The organism is Arthrobacter sp. BK1 (genome assembly GCF_056680055.1).
This window is the reverse complement of record NZ_CM155263.1, coordinates 2489164-2506623: the sequence shown is the minus strand read 5'-3', so window position 1 is coordinate 2506623 and position 17460 is coordinate 2489164. Positions and strand designations below refer to the sequence as shown.

Below are 17460 nucleotides of genomic sequence, written 5' to 3'. Positions count from 1 at the left end.
GCGGGACCCAGCGTTCCGCAACTACCCATCGGGGAGGATGAAGGCGAGTGTTTGATGTCCACCAGAATGGCATCCGCTTCATCGCCCCGACTAGGGTTTCCGGAATATATCCATCGATTTGTTATAAAAACATTCCTAGCACCACCGTTAGCGCAAAACGATGTCAACCGGGTTCGCCTCGGAGCGCCAGGCCCCCTCTTCGCCGGCCCGGGGGCGGATCACGGGCGCCGTCAGGACACCGGAACGGTTGGTGCGCTTGTCCCGCAGGATTTCCGTGACCGAGCCGAGGTGCCTGGACAGGTCGATCACGTTTTCCGGGGCGGCCAGCAGCAGCTGGAATCCGAACTCGTGCAGGGCTTTGATGCCCGCACCGGCGAACTCCTCGGAGGCCAGCACGAACGCCTCGTCCATCATCACGGTGCCGTAGGTAGTGAAACCCTGCTCGGCGATGCCCAGCTGGTAGCTCAGTGCTGCGGCCATGATGAAAGCGGTAAAACGCTGCCGCTCGCCGCCGGACATGGAGCCGGTATCGGCGTGCATATAGACATCGGTCCGCTTGCCGCCCCGTGGACCGGCAACTTCCCGGTGTTCCTTGCACTGGATGAAAAGGTGCCCACGGACGTCCAGCACCTCGGCGCGCCAGCGGCGGTCCTCCGGAGCCTGGGAACCCAATCTCTTGACCAGCGTTTCGAGGGTTTTGTAGCGGGCGGTCAGCTCGGCGTCGTCGTCTCCTCCTGATGCGGTGGTGTCCGTACCGCCGCGGGCGGGCCGCGTGTGCCGGGCCTTCAGCGCGTTATGAATGGCGTCCTTGAACTGCTTGGCCGTGGCGGGCATGGTCTGCTTGATGTCCAGTTCCAGGAAGCTGCCTTCGTGGAAGTTGACCTCGGCCAGGATGCCGTTGAGGGGGAGGATCCGGCTGGAGATGGAACGGCGCTCCTCGTCCAGAAGGTGCAGCAGCGTGCTGAAGGATTCATGGGTCCGCTGGTTGAAGAACTGGCGGAACTCCGATTCCTGGGCAGGCAGGCCGTCGCTGACGATGGCGTGGTAGCGGGATTCGAACTCCCCCGCCGCGCCGATGGACGTGCCGTGGTCCGCGGAAATTGCCGATCCCCACTCACGCACAAAGCCCTCGAAGATCCGGGTCAGCCGCTCGGAGGTTGCCTGACCGCGCGTCTCGGTGGCGTGCAGCTCCCCCAGCAGCGCTGTCCGGACACGGTTGGCAAGGTTGTCCAGCTCGTGCATCTCGCTGATGTCACCGAATTCGGTGAAGTAGGGCTCCAGCGCGGTGACGGTGGCGGCCGACGGCGGCGCCTGCTCCAGGCGGGTCCGCGCAGCTTCCAGCAGGGAATCGGCGGCGCTGAGCTGCCGGTCGAGCGACTTGTATTCGCTTTGCAGGACGGCCGCGGCCTCGGTGCTGGCCTGGTGTTTCTGCCGCGCTGATTCGATGTTCGCCCGCAGCGGTTCCAGGTCTGCCTGAGCTGCCAGGGCATCCTTGAGCCGCTGTTCAATCCTGGTGAGTTCCTCGCCGGCAACGGCGGCAGAGACCTGTTCCCAGGACCGGTGGTCCTCGGCGATACGGCGCAGGGCGTCAAGCTGACGGCTCATGCCCTGGTGGGATTCTTCGCGGCTCTGCGCCAGCTCGGCCGCCTTGGCCAGCTCCTGCTGCAGATCTTCCACCTGCGCGGCCACAAGTTCCAGCTTGGCCGCGTTGTCGAAACCGAGCACGTAATCCTGGCGCCCGGTGAAGCGGTCGTCTTTCTCCACCGTGTGCCGGTTGCGTTTGACCACCCCGCCCAGGCTCAGGCCCTTGTCCAGGGCGGCCAGTTCATCGGGGTCCTCGACGCACTGGTAGGCGAAGTCGAGGGCGATCCGCTCGCGGATCCACTCGCCGGCGTCCGCCACCGCACCGCTGGCAAGGATGTCCAGCTTGGTGAGCAGATCGCCGTCGCGCACGTCCTCAACGGCCAGCGCGCCGCCGGCGAGCGGCTTGGAGACGTCCACGGCGCGGATGGCGCCGCGCACCTTGTGGTCGTTAAGGAAACGGGTCACGGCGGCGAAATGCTCACCGGGGACCAGCAGCGTGGTGGCCAGGTTCCGGAGCGCGCGCTCCGCCGCCGGCCGCCACTGTTCCTGCCCGTCGGCGAGGTCCATCAGCTCGCCACCGAACGGCATCCGGTCTTCGGGCACGCCCGTTGCGGCAGCGATCGCCGCACGGTTCTCAATGCTCGACGGCGGCAGCAGGGACTTGCGCGTCTTCAGCGACACGAGCTCCTGCTGGGCGGCGGCCAGTTCGCGTTTTTTGGTGGCGTGGCCGTCGAACGCTTCGAACCGGAGTTCCTGCAGGGCCTGGGAATCATCCTTCAGTTCCGCGGATCTGGCTGCTGCGTGCTCGTGGGCCTGTTCCCAGCCCCCAGCCGTCCACTCAAGCTGCAATCCGGCGTCGGACAGTGCCTTGCGGGCAGCCTCCTCCACCTGCTGGCGGAGCCTCAGCCCAACCCTGGCGTTCTCCATCGACTGCTCGATCGCGGAGATCGCGTTGCCGCCCTGGTTGTTGTAGTCGGTTTCCAGCTCGCGCAGTTCCTTGGCCAGTCCGTCACGGACCGAACGCTCGGCGGCGAGGTCCTTGGCCTTGGCCTGGGCCAGTTCCTTGATCCGGGCCAGCGTCTTCTGGTGCACGGTGACCGCGAGCTGCTGCTTGTAGGTTTCGAACTCCTCGCCTGCAAGTTCGCGGAGCCGGTTCGCATCAAGCAGGGACTGCGCGTACTCCTTGTTCAGCCCGGGCACGGGGGCAAGCTGGTCGCGCTGCTGCCGCACATCCTCCAGCCGCTGCCGGATGGACATCAGGTTACTGAACTCCTCCACCACGTCATCGGCTGCGGTGAGGGTGGCGGGAGCATCCAGGACCTGGTCGCGGAAGAACGTGTTGACGCTTCCACCAAGGCCCTTGCCTGCCTGGATCACCCGGAGCAGCGGCAGCGCCTGGTCCGAGCTGATCCCCAGCAGCCGGCGAAAACGCTCGGCGAATGCCTTATGGACATCGAAGATCTGGGCGTCGGGGAAGATGGCCTCGAGCGCGGCCTTGGTGAAGCGCTTGTCGGTGATGTCCTCGATGGCCGGCAGGTCCAGCGGCTTGTTGTCGATCAGGTAAAAGCGGCCGACGCTGGACTCGGTGCCGTTCTTGGGCACGTCGAACAGGGCGGACACCGTGACGCGGGTGCCCGCTGCGTTATCGAACGTCAGCGCAACGGCGGACCACGTGGCACCCGGACGCTGGAACGCGCTGGCCGAGCCTTCGCCCACCGCCTTGTCGCCCACCTTGCCCCGCATGTAGGTGAACGTGGTCCTCTTGTCCTCCACAGCACCGCCTGCGCGCTGGGCCGCCGCCTCATTCGAGCGCGGCCTCGCATCAAACACGCGCAGCATGGCGTCAAACAGCGTGGACTTTCCCACGCCCGAGTTGCCCGTCAGCAGCGTTCCGTTCCGGTCCACGTGCATCGTGTGGGCCCCGTGGAACGTCCCCCAGTTGACCACCTGCACCAACGCAAGGCGCATCTGGCCCGGGTTCGTGAGCTCGCCCATCGGCAACATGGATGCGATGCTCATGCGTCTACTCCCCCGGCTTCCGTTGCTTCCTCACCAGTCGCAGCACCACCGGACACATGCTCTGCGTGCTCGCTCGTTCCTCGCTTAGACGCACGCTGCCGCATGTCCCCGGCGTCACCGCTCATACCCGGAACCTGCGCACCCACGGACGACGACGCCGATGCCGCCCAGGGAGTGGCTTCGGGCCTATCGGAGCCGGGCGACTCGCTGCTTGCAGCAGAGTCGCCCGGCGGAGGGGCGGGGGCGGCGTCGTCGTCGTCGTCCCCACTGTCCTCGTCCGCGGGACTGTCGCCGTCGAGCTCCAGCATCGCTTCTGTGCCTGTGGCATCCGTGGTGGCGGCCACCAGGGCTTCGATCTGGGCCGGGATGTCGCCGATGTTTTCGAAGGGCAGGGCCAGGGGGAGGGCGTTGGAGATGGTGTAGACGTCATCCAGGGGCGTGGTGAGGAGGAGCTGGCGGGCCAGGAGTTTGGTGATGGCGCGGGTGACCACGTCCGAGTCGCGCAGGGCGTCCTGCTGTCCGGCGGGTTGGTAGTGGGCCACGAGGTCGGCGATTTCCTCTCGCGTGATGGTGGGGTCCGTCTGGGCAGTGACGTGGCGGTCCAGCAGCAGGCGCAGCCGGAGCAGCACGATGGTCTCCACCCGGCTCAGCGCGCGTTGCTGGCGCAGGATGCTGGAGCGTGTGCTGCCGCCGATCGCCTCGGGATCGACCGGGCGCAGGACGGCGATCTTGCGTTCGTGGTCCAACTGGAGGGTGAGGAAAAGTTCGGACAGCCGGCTGCGGAGAATCAGCTGGTTGTCCAGCAGCGTGGTCCAGAGTCTCTCGTCGCGGCCGCCATCCACGTACGGTCCCTTGAGCAGCTTCACCAGCGCCTGGCGCACCTTCATGGTGAGCACGCCGGTATCGCCGGGGAACAGCGCAGCACCATCCACGAAGGTGTCTCGGGGAGTGACTGTGAAGGGGCGCTCACTGTGGGATGGCACCTCTGCAGCGGGGGCGGTCTCCGCAAGGTGCGGGTCCTCCTCAACGGGAGGCGCCGCCGTCGTGATCTCTTCAGTCATCGTCAATCCTTCTTCAGGGTGACCACCGGCAGGTATGCCTTGCGGGTGGTGCCGTCGATCTGTTCGAAGTCGAGGCCGTCCCAGGCTTCGCGGTCGAAATTCGCTCCGGCCTGCAGCGCGTGCGCGAGCAGGGCCCGGATGGAGTTGATGTGTTGCTCTTCCGCCGGCAACTGGGCCCAGGCCTCGGCAAGGGTGGCGGCTCCGGCAACGGCTGCCCGGATGGCCTCCGGCCGGGCTTTGCCCGTCCTCGGCGAGCGCACCCGGTCCGAGTCGCTGAAGGAAATGGGATCGGCGAGCTTGGGTGGCACTGCGAACTCGTCCGGATCGTAGAGCTTGACCATGGCCAGGGATTCGAACCCGGCGTTGAAAAGCACCGGGCCGCGGACCAGGCCGGGCCGTTCCCGTTCGTATGGCAGGGACCTGATGGCCTGCTCGGCCTCGCGGAGGACCTTCCGGAGGCGGACGGACTGGCGGAAGTCATCGCTCTGGACGTAGGTGTTCAGGCTTTCGCTGAGCTTGCCGTAGATGCGCTGGATCTGGCCGTGCTGGTGGCGGAGTTCAGCCACCAGGTTCTTGAGCGTCTCCCGGTCCTCCGGGGACAGGTCGTCGGCGAACTGCCGGCTGAGCACCTCGCCGATGGCCGAACGGAACCGGACCTGCTGCTGGGGGTCCTCCAGGAACGCCGTGAAGGACCGGAAAGTCCTGCCTTCGGGACTTTGCCGGAGCCGCTTGTCCGCCTCAAGGACCTGGGCCATGGTGGCGCCCTTGCTGAGCGATTCCTCGATGATCTGGTTACGGAGGGCGCCCACCAGTTCCTCGATGCGGTCGCGCATCTTCTTGTAGTCGGCGGGCAGGCTTGCGGCCAGGTCCAGGATGTTGCCTGCAGCCTCCACGGCTTCGTCGTCATCGAGGAGGCCGTCGAAGTCGCCGGAGCTGATGTCCTGGATCAGTTGCCGCCGCTCGCCGATCTCCTCTTCGAGGGATTCGAGCCGGGCGCTCTGGTCCGGGTTGGTCTCGTTGGCGAGCTTCTCCACGTCGCCCAACAGGGTGCCCAGCCGGGAACCGTTCAGGGTGGACCGCTCGCTGGAGAGGCTGTCCAGGAAGGCGAGGACACGGGCCGCGGGTTCGGTGACCTCGTAGACAATCTGTCCGGACTGGTTTCGGCGGGTCAGGAAGTTCTTGCGTGTCCACTCGTCCGCATACTTCTTCCCGGTCGGAGGACCGTCGACGGAGCCTCCCAGCCCCGGATCCTGGCGCCGCAACTGCTCAAGGAAAGAGTCGACGTCGGCGTGGAACTCCTCAAGCGGAAGCTGCGGGCGGGTGCGGGTGAAGGAGGCCTGCAGGACGGCGATGACCCAGGGAGCCGACCGAGTGAGCGCCCAGGCAGGTCCTTTGGTCAGGAGTTCGAGGTCCCGGAGCCGGGCGCTGATCGCATCAGCGGATGACGCGGCGGAGCGGGGCACGCACTCTCCTTCAGCTGCTGGGTGTTGGTTGGGCAGCGCGGAAACGCGAAAACTGCCAACTACAAGGTTAACGCAGACCCTCCCAACCCAACGCGGGGTCACTTCCGGCCCGATGCAACGGCATTATCGGGCGTGGAGTGACCCCGCGTTGGGTGGGAGTGCGTGAGGGTTCCGCGATCGCTCCGTTACCTACCTCGCGGTAGCATTTCGATCCCATACCAACCCGGCATTATCAGCGCCGCCGCTCTGGATGCGGCGGCGGCCTGCCCCTACGCTCGTGCTACTGATCTCAACCGAAGCAATGGCGCAGCAGGGGGAAGCATGCAGTTTGATCTAAGTGCAGTGGAAACGGCCACCATGGTATTCGTCGGAACCCTGGTTTTCGGCCTGCTCCTGGTGGCTTTCATCCTCACCGCGGGGTTTCTTGCCCTGGTCCTGGTGGGGGTGGGAAAGCTTGCCTGGTTCCTCGTTTCCACCTCGCTGCTGGCCGTGGTCCACGGCATCAACCATGGTTGGGACCGGCTGGTGCACCACGCCTCAACTGTCGAGGTCCCCGGGGACTTCCAGGGCCAGCCATCCCCTAGCACCGGAAGCTACCCGCGGGTAATCTAAAGGGACAGCTGAAGGGTTCTCCAACCCGGCGGATCCATGGCTTGAACCGGCCATCCCGGGCAGAGGAGATACCCCATGAGCTCCGCAACCGACAGTCCTGCCGCCAACACCGCTGCAGCCGATGCTCCGGCCGCGGACGTCCCGGTCGCTGCCAGTAACATCGGGCCCGAGGCTACTGCGGCAGAAGCCCGCGCCCTTTCCGAGGCTGCCCGTGAAAAGGGCTGGGACCGGCCGAGCTTCGCCAAGGGACTGTACCTGGGAGACTTCGACCTCAGCCTCATCCACCCGTGGCCTAAGGCCCAGGCCGAGGACGTGGAGCGCGGCGAGGCTTTTATGGAGCGCCTCACCGAGTACGCCCGCACCATGTCCGGCCGGGTGATCGAGCGTGACTCGCAGATCCCGGACGAATACATCAGGGGCCTGGCCGACCTTGGAGTCTTCGGCATGAAGATCCCCCAGGAGTACGGCGGCCTGGGCCTGTCCATGGTCTACTACGGCCGTGCCCTGGCGCTGCTGGGCAGTGTCCACCCGAGCATCGGCGCCCTGATCTCGGCCCACCAATCCATCGGCGTCCCTGAGCCGGTTAAGGTCTTCGGGACCCCGGAGCAGAAACGCGAATACCTGCCCCGGTGCGCCGCCGGGGCCATCACCGCCTTCCTGCTCACGGAACCGGATGTTGGCAGTGACCCTGCCCGGATGGGCAGCACCGCAGTTCCCACGGACGACGGCGGATCCTACGTTCTGGACGGCGTGAAACTTTGGACCACCAACGGCGTGATCGCCGAGCTGGTGGTGGTGATGGCCGTGGTGCCGGCCCGCACCGACGCCGACGGTTCGCACCACAAGGGTGGCATCAGCGCCTTTGTGGTGGAGATGGACTCCCCCGGCATCACCGTGGAGAACCGCAACTCCTTCATGGGACTGCGCGGCATTGAAAACGGTGTGACGCGCTTCCACCAGGTCCGGGTCCCGGCGGCGAACAGGCTCGGACGCGAAGGCCAGGGCCTGAAGATCGCCCTGACCACGCTGAATACCGGCCGGCTCTCACTCCCGGCGCTGTGCGTTGCGTCCGGCCGCTGGAGCCTGAAAATCGCCCGCGAATGGTCGAACGCCCGCACCCAGTGGGGGCAGCCGGTGGGCAAACACGAGGCCGTGGGCAAGAAGATCGCCTTCATCGCTGCCACGACCTTTGCTTTGGACGCCGTCTTCGAGCTGTCTGCGGAACTCGCCGACGCCGGCCAGAAGGACATCAGGATCGAGGCGGCCCTGGCCAAGCTGTGGTCCACCGAGATCAGCTACCTGATCGCCGACGAGCTGGTCCAGATCCGCGGCGGCCGCGGCTTCGAGACGGCCGAGTCCCTCGAGGCCCGCGGCGAAAGGGCGGTTCCGGCGGAGCAGCAGCTCCGCGACCTCCGGATCAACAGGGTCTTCGAGGGCTCCTCGGAAATCATGAAACTGTTCATCGCCCGCGAAGCCGTGGATGCCCACCTTGCCGCCGCGGGCGCCCTCGGGTCCATGGAAGCGAGCCTGCAGGAGAAGGCTCGGGCCGCCGTCGGGGCTTCCGGCTTTTATGCCAGGTGGCTGCCCAAGCTGGTGGCCGGCGCCGGCATGGATCCCCGGTCCTACAGCGAGTTCGGCCGGCTGGGAAAGCAACTGAGGTATGTGGAGCGTTCCTCGCGCCGGCTGGCCCGGCAGACTTTTTACGGCATGGGCCGGTGGCAGGCGAAGCTTGAACTCAAGCAGGCGTTCCTGGGCCGGGTAGTGGATATCGGAGCCGAGCTGTTTGCGATGGCAGCAAGCTGCTCGCGGGCCGAGATGCTGCTGCGCACCGCTCCGGACCGCGCGGCCACCGCCTACGAGCTCGCCGAGGCATTCTGCGAACAGTCACGCGTGCGCGTTGACGGGTACTTTGACGAGCTGTGGCGGAACACCGATGACGGCGACCGCGACCTTTCGCGCAAGGTCCTCGCCGGCGATTACACCTGGCTCGAGGCCGGGGTCCTGGACCAGTCGGAGGGCACCGGCCCGTGGATCGCTGACGCGACGCCGGGCGCTTCCACCAAAGAAAACCTGCACCGGAGGTACCGCTAGCACGATGGTAAGCATCCTTGTTATCGCGGCGAACCAGTGGTTGAGTTGACCCATGAGCAACCTAACGAACCCAGAGGACAAACTTCCGCGGACTGCCCGGAATGAGAATCTACGGAGTGAAACTGCTCGTGACCAGGCCTTCGCCGGCGGCGAACCCACGCGCGTCTACGACCGGACACCGGCGCCTTCCGCTGAACGGGACTACCAGCCGGATCCGGCCGCTGCCGAACAGGACTCGCCGGTCGTCGATCCGCGCCTGACCGACCCCAGCCTGACGGACCGGCACACCGCGGTGGCCCGTGAGAAAGAACAGTTTGGCGGCATCAAGGTGGGCTCCGCCTTCTTCGGCTGGCTGGCGGCAACCGGCATGTCAGTTCTCCTCACCGCCTTCGTGGCGGCTCTGGGAACCGCGGTTGGCCTGGCGAACAGCACCGATGTCAACGAGGCCCTCAACCAGGTGGCCACCAACGGCACGGTGGGGCTGGTGGGAATGATCGTCCTGCTGGTGATCCTGTTCGTCTCCTACTATTCGGGCGGCTACGTGGCCGGCAGGATGGCCCGCTTCAACGGAGCCAAGCAGGGCTTTATGGTGTGGATCTGGGCGTTGATCGCCGCTGTCGTGGTGGCACTGCTGGGCATCATCGCCGGCCAGCAGTTCAACATCCTGGCCAACCTGAACAGCTTCCCGCGGATCCCCATCAACGAGGGCCAGCTGAGCACCATGGGCATCATCGCCGCCATTGTGGTGGCCGTTGTTGCCCTCGCCGGAGCGGTCCTTGGCGGACTGGCTGGCATGCACTTCCACCGCAAGGTGGACCGGGCAGGCTTCACCCCGGATGCAACGTACAGCGAGAGCTAGTCCTGCAGCACAGCATCAACGTAGTACCAGCGCCGGTTCTCGCGGACGAAGCGGCTGTTTTCGTGCTGGACTCCGCGTTCGCCGTCGTGCCTGAAGTGGGCGTTGAACTCGACCGTGCCTGCGGTGTCCAGCGGGCCGCCGCGGCTGGTGGACAGGATATCCAGGCGCCGCCACTCCATGGTGGGATCGAGTTCCAGCCCGGCAGGTGCCGTGTCCGGATGCCAGGTTTTGAGCAGGTATCCGGTGTTGAGCAGGGCAAAGGCACTGTAGCGGGAACGCATCAGCTGCTCAGCCGTGGCGGCCTCTGCCTGGCCGGAGTGGAAGCGTCCGCAGCATTCGGCATAGGCCAGGCCGGAGAGGCAAACGCAGTTGCTGGTGTCGAGTGGTTTTTCAGGCATTTTGCTCCGGCCGGTTGCGCGTCAGCCACCGTTCGGCGGACGCTTTGTTCCCTTCCGATTCTAGGCGCAGGCGCCGTTGTCACATCCGGTAACAGGTTCGGAACAACCTCCACCGGGCCCCCTCCACGGGCGGCACAGCCCGCAAATAGTCCGTAAGGTGGTGGAGGGGGCCGGTTGCCCGCTGGCAGTGGTTTCCGGGACGGACGCCGCAGCCGCAGAGAGGAGAAGTGCACGTGGGAGATTCAACGACGATCGCTCTCCACCTGACTTTTTTCGGCACGCTTGGCCTGGCGTTGGTGATGTTCCTGGGGCTGTTCCTGCTGGTGATTCTCACGCTGGTGATCGCCGGCGTGGGGCGGCTGGCAGCCCTCTTCGTCATGGCCCTCCTTGGCAGGCGTCCCAGGAACGAGACCCTTCCGCTGGTCCGCTTTTCCGGGACGCAGGCGCCGGGCGCTTCCGCGTCACCGCAACATTCAACGCACGACGACGGCGCGGCCCCTTTGCGGATAAAGCCGGCCCGCGCCGGGGTGCTTCGTGCCAAAACCGGCGTTCTGCTGGGTCATACCCGCACCCTGCACAGCTCGGCGAATAAAGCTGCCTCCTCGGCTGTTTCGGCAGCGGTGTCCACGGCGCAGGCACACAGCCGGGCGGCCAGCGCCGTCGTGCTTAAGCCACGCGACTGGCGCAAGGCTGTCCGCAACGGCCGCAACCTCCTGAAACCGTCCGAACTCGGGCCACGGCTGCAGGACGCCGTGGAACACCACCCGCTCCTGACCGCCGCGCGCCGGGAACCGCCGGTGCTGGCTGAGGACTGGGCAGCGGCCGTCGCCAAAGCAGACGCCCGTGCCATGGCCCGGGCCCGGGCCGCCGCACCGGAAATCACCATCTCGGTCCGCGACCTGCCCGCTCCCTGCGTGCCGGCGGAAAAAGTGGTGGCCGTGGCGCCCCTGGTGGAGTCGGCGCTGCACCAGGACCGTCCTGCTCGTGATGTGCCGCGGTCCTTCACGAAACCCTCGGAGCCCGCTCCCTTGTCGCCGCTGGACACCGGCTCGCTGTTGTCCCTGTCCGGACACGCCAGCATCCTCAAAGGAAAGCTGCCTGCCGACAGGCGCTGACCGCCCTGCTGCTTCACAAACCGTCATCGGTGCGGGCCTGCGTTACCCCGTGCTACGAAAAGCTAAGGACTGTGGACTTTTCCTGCTGCCCGGTCCCGAATTTGTGTAGCGTCGTGACGATCCACAGCAAACGCGTGGGACATCGATCGTCAGGAGCCGGGGATGAGCCTCAGCGAACTTCGTGTGTTCGGCCGGTCGGGCACGCCCATCAGCCCGCTCACTTTGGGCACCATGAACTTCGGCGAAGGCCCCGGCGCCTCCCCGGGCAGCGCCCCGACAGGCGGCTCGCCCACCGGCGCGGATGACAGCATCCGCATCATCCAGGCCGCCCTTGACGCCGGCATCACCGCGGTGGACACCGCGGACGTGTACTCACAGGGTGAGTCCGAACAGGTGGTGGGGCGCGCACTCCGCGGCCGCCGCGACGACGTCTTCCTGGCCACCAAGTTCCACGGCCAGATGAGCGCCAACCCGGCCCACTCCGGGAACTCGCGCCGCTGGATCATGCAGGCAGTGGAAGGCAGCCTCCGCAGGCTCCAGACGGACCGGATCGATCTCTACCAGGCGCACCGGCCGGACTACAACACTGACGTCCTGGAGACCATCACGGCCCTGAACGACCTCATCCGCCAGGGCAAGATCCTCTACTACGGCACCTCGGTGTTCACCCCGGCACAACTGGTGGAGGCCCAATGGCTCGCCACCACCAACCACCTGATCCCGCCGGTGGGCAACCAGGTCCCCTATTCCATGCTGGTCCGCGGCAATGAACGCGACGTTCTCCCCATCTCCCAGCAGTACGGACTGGGTGTTCTGGCGTACGGCCCCTTGGCGGGCGGGTGGCTGTCCGGCGACTTCGTCCTGGACGCCGGCAAGCCGCCGGCCCGCGTGCATTCGTTGCCGGGCCGGTACGACATTTCCGGACCGGCCAGCGAGCGGAAACTTTTGGCCGCGGACTCGCTGGCACGGCTGGCGGATAAGTTGGAGATTTCCCTGGTGGAACTCGCCATCGGCTTCGCCCTGAACCATCCGGCCATCAGCAGCGTGATCATCGGCCCGCGCACCGAAGAGCACCTGAACGCCTACCTCAAGGCCGCGGACAGCCTGCTGGGCGAATCGGTGCTTGATGCGATCGACGAACTCGTACCGCCCGGCACCAACTTCGTGGAACGCGACGCCGGAGCCGTGGTGCCGTCACTGGAGTACGCGGAGCTCCGCCGCCGCTAGGCGCGCCACCCACCACCGCCGTCGTTGTTGTGGAAAGCCCTTACCGTGAGCCGCCATCTCGGCTAGCGTGAAAACCATGGAATTCAGATACCTCGGAAACAGCGGCTTCAAAGTCTCGGAAATCACGTTCGGCAACTGGCTGACCCACGGCTCCCAGGTGGAGAACGACGTCGCCACCCAATGCGTGCGGGCTGCGCTCGACGCCGGCATCAGCACCTTCGACACGGCAGACGTCTACGCAAACACCGCCGCGGAAACTGTCCTGGGCGAGGCCCTGAAGGGCGAGCGCCGCGAGTCGCTGGAAATCTTCACCAAGGTCTACAACCCCACCGGCCCCAAGGGGAAGAACGATGTGGGCCTGTCCCGCAAGCACATCATGGAGGCCATCAACGGTTCCCTTCATAGGCTGCAGACGGACTACGTGGACCTGTACCAGGCACACCGCTACGACTTCGAAACGCCCCTTGAAGAGACCATGCAGGCGTTCGCGGACATTGTCCGGCAGGGCAAGGCGCTGTACATCGGTGTCAGCGAGTGGACCGCGGAACAGCTCCGCGAAGGCCACGCCCTGTCCAAGGAACTTGGTTTCCAGCTGATCTCCAACCAGCCGCAGTACAGCATGCTGTGGCGGGTCATCGAGGCCGAGGTGGTGCCCGCGTCCGAAGAGCTGGGCATCTCCCAGATTGTCTGGTCCCCCATGGGCCAGGGTGTCCTGAGCGGCAAGTACCTGCCGGGCCAGCCTGCGCCCGAAGGCAGCCGCGCCACAGACAGCAAGGGCGGTGCCCGGATGATCGAGCGCTGGATGCGCGACGACGTGCTCGCCGCAGTCCAGGAGCTCAAGCCCATCGCGGCCGAGGCCGGGCTGTCCATGCCGCAGCTCGCCGTGGCCTGGGTCCTGCAGAACCCCAACGTTGCCTCAGCGATCGTCGGCGCGTCCCGCCCCGAGCAGATTGCGGACAGCGTGGCCGCCGCAGGGATTGTCCTGGACCCTGATGTCATGAAGAAGATCGATGACGCAGTGGGCTCCGTGGCCGAACGCGATCCTGCGCACACCCAGTCCCCCGCTACCCGCCAGGCCTAGGAGTTCAATGACCGCCCTTCCAGCCCTGCCAGAGCTTGCCATCACCGGATCCACGGGTTCTTTGGGCGGGATGGTGGCACGGCAACTGGCCGGCGCCGGAAGCCCCCAGCGCCTGCTGGTCCGGGAAGCCAGCCGCGCGCCGGAGCTGGAAGGCGCGGTCCCTCTGGTTTTCAGCTACGCCGATCCGGCCCTGGCAAAACAGGCATTGGAGGGCGTCAAGGTCCTGTTTATGGTGTCCGGCCAGGAGGCCGAGGACAGGCTGAAGCAGCACTTCACGTTTATCGCCGCGGCCGCCGCGGCAGGCGTCGAGCACATCGTCTACACCTCCTTTTATGGCGCAGCCCCCGATTGCACGTTCACCTTGGGCAGGGACCACTACGCCACGGAGGAGCGGATCAAATCCTCCGGCATGGCATACACGTTCCTCAGGGACAACCTGTACCTCGACTTCCTGCCGCAACTGGCAGGCCAAGACGGCGTGATCCGCGGCCCCGCCGGGGACGGTGTGGTTTCGGCGGTTGCCCGCGAGGACATCGCCCGGTGCGCCGTGATGGTCCTGCGGGATCCTGCGCTCCACGTGGGGGCCACCTATAACCTCACCGGCCCGGAGGAACTGACCCTGGCCCGGGCAGCCGAGATCCTCACGAAGGGCACCGGGCGGAGCATCTCCTACCAGCCCGAAACCGTGGAAGAGGCGTACCGGTCGCGGGAGTCCTACGGCGCGCCGCCGTGGCAGGTGGATGCCTGGGTGAGCACGTACACCTCCATTGCTTCCGGCGAGGCAGCCGGCCTGTCACCCGATGTCCACGCGTTGACGGGCCGTGAGCCGCTGGGCCTGGCGGAGTTCGTGGAGCAGCCCCAGTTGTAGACGGGTCAGCAGCCCTCGGAATCGGTGAGGACCTTGACCTTGTGGGCTGAGGCCGAGTCCGGATCGAAGGTGTAGCCGATCCATTCGCGGGCCAGCCTGCTGGCAAGCTCCACCCCGATGACGCGCTGTCCCATGGTGAGCACCTGGCAGTCATTGGAGAGGACTGAGCGTTCCACGGAGAAGGAGTCGTGCGCGGTGGTGGCCCGGATTCCGTCCACATTGTTGGCGGCGATGGCCACCCCGATTCCGGTGCCGCAGAACAGGATGGCGCGGTCGGCCTTCCCGTCCCGGATCAGTTCGCCCGCGGCGATGCCAACATAGGGGTACGGTTTGCTGAACTCCTCCGGGCTGTCGGTGCGGTTGACTCCGAGATCCATGACCTCGCTGATCCGCGGGTCAGCCCGCAGGTCGGCCAGTATGCGGTTTTTGTAGTCGACGCCGGCCTCATCTGCGCCCACCACCAACCGCAGTCCGGTGGAGGGGCTTGCGGCGGTCACGAACGGGCTCCTGCCGGGTGTGCGGACACGGGGCGGGAAGAAACGGCGCCGGCCAGGATCGGGCCAATCACGGTAAAGATCATGGCCAGCGACGTGGCACCGGGGTCAGGGGTGCCCACGCTTTTCTCAGCGAGGGGGCGGGCCCGTCCCTTCAGTGGCCGCAGCGAGGCGGTGGCCTTTGCCGCCGTTTCAGCTTCCTGCGCGGCGGCCGCCCACGCCTGGCGAAGGTCAACGCCCCCGCCCACCAGGCGGCTCAGGGTTTCGGTAAAGGGCAGCAGCGCGTCCACCATGGTCTTGTCGCCTGCTTCGGCCTTCCCCAGGCCAGTGATCCTGGCAGCGAAGGCGCGCATTCCTGCCGCCAGCGCAGCCGCGTCGGGTGTCTCCTGGTTCCCCAGTGATTCGCCCAGCGCCCGCAGGCCCGCGCCCCAGAGCACCCCTGACGTGCCGCCGGCCTTATCAGCCCAGGCATCGCCGGCGGCGATCAGGACCGAGCCCGCACCCGCGCCGTGGTCGGCAGCATCGGTACCGGCTGCTGCGGCGGCATCGATCCCGCGGACCATGCCGCGGCCGTGGTCACCGTCGCCGGCCACGGCGTCCAGGTCGCCGAGCCACCCCTCGGCGTCGTGCAGGGATTGGCGGGTGGCCTCAAGGGCCGCCACGCACTGGACCGCATAGCTCCGGGAGCCGCGGTCGGCGTCATACGCTGTCTCGGTGGCGTCGACGTCGGCCGTGTCGTTGCTGCGGTCACCCGTCTGGGCCGCCGCAACACCGCGCCGGTAGGCGGGCGTTTCGGCCGGCGCCGCCCAGAGCGGCTCCAGCTCGTCATCCAGCCACGTGACGGTCAGCGAAACACCGGACATGTCCAGGCTGGTAACCAGCTCCCCCACTTCCGGCAGGACCAGGGTGTAGCCGGCGTCGCGCAGGAGCGGGGCCACGGTCAGCCAGAGGACGAAGAGTTCCTCGTGCTTGGTGGAACCGAGCCCGTTCAGGATCACCGCGAGGCGGTCTCCGGCATCGGGTGGGGTTTCGGCGAGGATCCGGGACACAAATTCCTGGCCGAGTTCCTTGGCGGACGGCAGGTCCGTGTCGAAGAGGCCCGGCTCGCCGTGGATTCCCAAACCGAGCCCCATCTGCCCGTCAGCGAGAGCGAACAGCGGGGCGTCGGCGCCGGGAAACGTGCAGCCATGGAACGCGCTGCCGATGGTCCGGGTCAGGCTGTTGGCCTTCCGGCCCAGGCGCACCACATCGGCCAGGTCCGCGCCGGCTTCGGCGGCGGCACCCATGATCTTGAAGACGGTAAAGTCACCGGCTATCCCGCGGCGCTTGTCAGCTTCCGACGGCGGCGCACTGGCGATGTCATCAGTGACCAGGACGTTTTCAACCCCGATGCCCTCGGCGGCAAGCCGCTCGCTGGCCATCCCGAAGTTCAGCACGTCCCCGGCATAGTTGCCATAGGTGAACACCACGCCGGCGCCTGACTCCGCAGCCTTGGCCACAGCGTAGGCCTGTTGCGCCGAGGGTGAGGTGAAGATGTTGCCCACCACGGCGCCGTCGGCCAGTCCGCTGCCGATCAGGCCGGCAAAGGCCGGGTAGTGCCCGGATCCGCCGCCGGCGAGGACCGCCACTTTCGGCCGGGCCGGACGGTGGCGGCGAACGGCGCCGCCGGGGACCTGGCGCACCAGGCCGGAGTGGATATCGCAAAATCCGGCCAGGGCTTCGTCCGCGAATTCGGCGGGATCGTTGAAAATCTTGGTCATGGTGGGCTCTCTGATGGGGTCTAAGTCTGCAGGTGGAGCGCTGCTAGTGGATGTGGCTGCCGCCATTGATGTCGATGGTGGTGCCCGTGAGGTAGGCCGACTCCTCGGAGGACAGGAAGGTGATGACGGCGGCGATTTCCTCGGTGGTGGCGTTGCGGCCCAGGGGGATGCCGGCGTTGATGGCGGCTTCCTGTTCCTCGGTGCTGCCCACGCGGATGTTGGTGTCCACGGCGCCCGGGGTGATGGCGTTGACGGTGACGCCGGTGGCACCGATTTCGCGGGCCAGTGCCTTGGTCAGGCCGAGGATTGCCGCCTTTGCTGCGGAGTAGGGGACCTTGCCGAAGACGCCGCCGCCGCGCTGGGCCGAGACGGAGGACATGTTGACGATCCGGCCCCAGCCGTTCTCGATCATGTCCGGCAGGAACGCCTTGGTGACCAGGTAAGTACCCGTGGCGTTAACGTCCATCACCTTGTGCCAGAGCTCAAGGGTGGTTTCCAGGAACGGCACCGGCGAGGTGATCCCGGCAATATTCGCAAGGGCTCCCACCGGCGGAAGGTTGCCGGCGGTGATTTCGGCCTTGACGGCTGCGTAGGCGGCGTTGACGGAACCTTCGTTGGCGACGTCGACCTCGTAGCCGAATGCCGGGACGTTGAACTCATTGCCGATCTCGGCGGCTACCTTGGCGGACTTCTCGGCGTCGAGGTCCAGGATCACCACCGCCCAGCCCTGGTTCGCGTAGCGGCGTGCGGTGGTGATGCCGATGCCGCGGTCCGAGGTTGCTCCGGTGAGGACGGCAGTACGCTGGATGGTGGTCATGATGCTCCTTG

General features: G+C 66.6%; 13 protein-coding genes and 1 pseudogene. 7 read left to right on the top strand and 7 right to left on the bottom strand.

What is annotated here, in order from left to right:
* Window positions 1-147: 147 nt before the first annotated feature.
* The 3 genes and pseudogenes from AC1MCA_RS11365 to AC1MCA_RS11355 all read right to left on the bottom strand — a co-directional run bounded on the left by AC1MCA_RS11365 (window position 148) and on the right by AC1MCA_RS11355 (window position 6127).
* A complete protein-coding gene (locus tag AC1MCA_RS11365; RefSeq protein WP_479797106.1) occupies window positions 148-3603 on the bottom strand; it encodes an ATP-binding protein in 3456 nt (1151 codons plus the stop codon).
* Window positions 3604-3845: 242 nt separating this feature from the next.
* A pseudogene (locus AC1MCA_RS11360) lies at window positions 3846-4664 on the bottom strand (DUF4194 domain-containing protein); the annotation flags it as partial.
* A gap of 2 nt (window positions 4665-4666) precedes the next feature.
* On the bottom strand, window positions 4667-6127 hold the full coding sequence (locus AC1MCA_RS11355; protein ID WP_479797104.1) for a DUF3375 family protein: 1461 nt from the start codon (window positions 6125-6127) through the stop codon (window positions 4667-4669).
* Between the two features lie 321 nt (window positions 6128-6448).
* Between AC1MCA_RS11355 and AC1MCA_RS11350 the strand changes: the two genes are divergently transcribed.
* From AC1MCA_RS11350 to AC1MCA_RS11340, 3 genes are all read left to right on the top strand, one after another.
* Window positions 6449-6739, top strand: coding sequence for a hypothetical protein (locus AC1MCA_RS11350; RefSeq protein ID WP_479797102.1), 291 nt, complete (start codon window positions 6449-6451; stop codon window positions 6737-6739).
* A 75-nt stretch (window positions 6740-6814) separates the two neighbouring features.
* The gene (locus AC1MCA_RS11345; RefSeq protein WP_479797100.1) at window positions 6815-8830 is read left to right on the top strand and encodes an acyl-CoA dehydrogenase family protein; all 2016 of its coding nucleotides are present in this window, start codon (window positions 6815-6817) and stop codon (window positions 8828-8830) included.
* A 52-nt stretch (window positions 8831-8882) separates the two neighbouring features.
* Window positions 8883-9689, top strand: coding sequence for a TIGR04086 family membrane protein (locus AC1MCA_RS11340; RefSeq protein ID WP_479797098.1), 807 nt, complete (start codon window positions 8883-8885; stop codon window positions 9687-9689).
* Here AC1MCA_RS11340 and AC1MCA_RS11335 read toward each other — a convergent pair.
* Window positions 9686-10087, bottom strand: a complete 402-nt coding sequence (locus AC1MCA_RS11335; protein ID WP_479797096.1) for a YchJ family protein — start codon at window positions 10085-10087, stop codon at window positions 9686-9688. The genes AC1MCA_RS11340 and AC1MCA_RS11335 overlap by 4 nt on opposite strands.
* Window positions 10088-10320: 233 nt before the next feature.
* On the opposite strand from AC1MCA_RS11335, the gene AC1MCA_RS11330 reads away from it, so the two are divergent.
* The 4 genes from AC1MCA_RS11330 (at window position 10321) to AC1MCA_RS11315 (ending at window position 14378) form a co-directional block, all read left to right on the top strand.
* Window positions 10321-11202 (top strand): hypothetical protein, encoded by an 882-nt coding sequence (locus tag AC1MCA_RS11330; protein ID WP_479797094.1) that lies wholly within the window; start codon window positions 10321-10323, stop codon window positions 11200-11202.
* A 162-nt stretch (window positions 11203-11364) separates the two neighbouring features.
* The gene (locus AC1MCA_RS11325; RefSeq protein ID WP_479797092.1) at window positions 11365-12429 is read left to right on the top strand and encodes an aldo/keto reductase; all 1065 of its coding nucleotides are present in this window, start codon (window positions 11365-11367) and stop codon (window positions 12427-12429) included.
* A gap of 76 nt (window positions 12430-12505) precedes the next feature.
* On the top strand, window positions 12506-13510 hold the full coding sequence (locus AC1MCA_RS11320) for an aldo/keto reductase family protein (RefSeq protein WP_479797090.1): 1005 nt from the start codon (window positions 12506-12508) through the stop codon (window positions 13508-13510).
* 7 nt (window positions 13511-13517) lie between these two features.
* Complete coding sequence (locus AC1MCA_RS11315) at window positions 13518-14378, top strand: SDR family oxidoreductase (protein ID WP_479797088.1); 861 nt, start codon at window positions 13518-13520, stop codon at window positions 14376-14378.
* Between the two features lie 5 nt (window positions 14379-14383).
* On the opposite strand, the gene AC1MCA_RS11310 is transcribed toward AC1MCA_RS11315, so the two are convergent.
* The 3 genes from AC1MCA_RS11310 to AC1MCA_RS11300 are packed head-to-tail and all read right to left on the bottom strand — an operon-like array spanning window position 14384 to window position 17449.
* Window positions 14384-14848, bottom strand: a complete 465-nt coding sequence (locus AC1MCA_RS11310) for an RpiB/LacA/LacB family sugar-phosphate isomerase (RefSeq protein ID WP_479803361.1) — start codon at window positions 14846-14848, stop codon at window positions 14384-14386.
* A 23-nt stretch (window positions 14849-14871) separates the two neighbouring features.
* Window positions 14872-16632, bottom strand: a complete 1761-nt coding sequence (locus AC1MCA_RS11305; protein WP_479797087.1) for a dihydroxyacetone kinase family protein — start codon at window positions 16630-16632, stop codon at window positions 14872-14874.
* A gap of 43 nt (window positions 16633-16675) precedes the next feature.
* Complete coding sequence (locus tag AC1MCA_RS11300; protein ID WP_108598158.1) at window positions 16676-17449, bottom strand: SDR family NAD(P)-dependent oxidoreductase; 774 nt, start codon at window positions 17447-17449, stop codon at window positions 16676-16678.
* Between the last annotated feature and the right edge of the window lie 11 nt (window positions 17450-17460).

What these genes read in the sequence shown, in the direction of transcription:
- AC1MCA_RS11300 (WP_108598158.1), bottom strand. Translation starts at nt 17,449, where the DNA reads ATGACCACCATCCAGCGTACTGCCGTCCTCACCGGAGCAACCTCGGAC.
- AC1MCA_RS11350 (WP_479797102.1), top strand. Translation starts at nt 6,449, where the DNA reads ATGCAGTTTGATCTAAGTGCAGTGGAAACGGCCACCATGGTATTCGTC.
- AC1MCA_RS11345 (WP_479797100.1), top strand. Translation starts at nt 6,815, where the DNA reads ATGAGCTCCGCAACCGACAGTCCTGCCGCCAACACCGCTGCAGCCGAT.
- AC1MCA_RS11315 (WP_479797088.1), top strand. Translation starts at nt 13,518, where the DNA reads ATGACCGCCCTTCCAGCCCTGCCAGAGCTTGCCATCACCGGATCCACG.
- AC1MCA_RS11340 (WP_479797098.1), top strand. Translation starts at nt 8,883, where the DNA reads ATGAGCAACCTAACGAACCCAGAGGACAAACTTCCGCGGACTGCCCGG.
- AC1MCA_RS11335 (WP_479797096.1), bottom strand. Translation starts at nt 10,087, where the DNA reads ATGCCTGAAAAACCACTCGACACCAGCAACTGCGTTTGCCTCTCCGGC.
- AC1MCA_RS11365 (WP_479797106.1), bottom strand. Translation starts at nt 3,603, where the DNA reads ATGAGCATCGCATCCATGTTGCCGATGGGCGAGCTCACGAACCCGGGC.
- AC1MCA_RS11320 (WP_479797090.1), top strand. Translation starts at nt 12,506, where the DNA reads ATGGAATTCAGATACCTCGGAAACAGCGGCTTCAAAGTCTCGGAAATC.
- AC1MCA_RS11325 (WP_479797092.1), top strand. Translation starts at nt 11,365, where the DNA reads ATGAGCCTCAGCGAACTTCGTGTGTTCGGCCGGTCGGGCACGCCCATC.
- AC1MCA_RS11305 (WP_479797087.1), bottom strand. Translation starts at nt 16,632, where the DNA reads ATGACCAAGATTTTCAACGATCCCGCCGAATTCGCGGACGAAGCCCTG.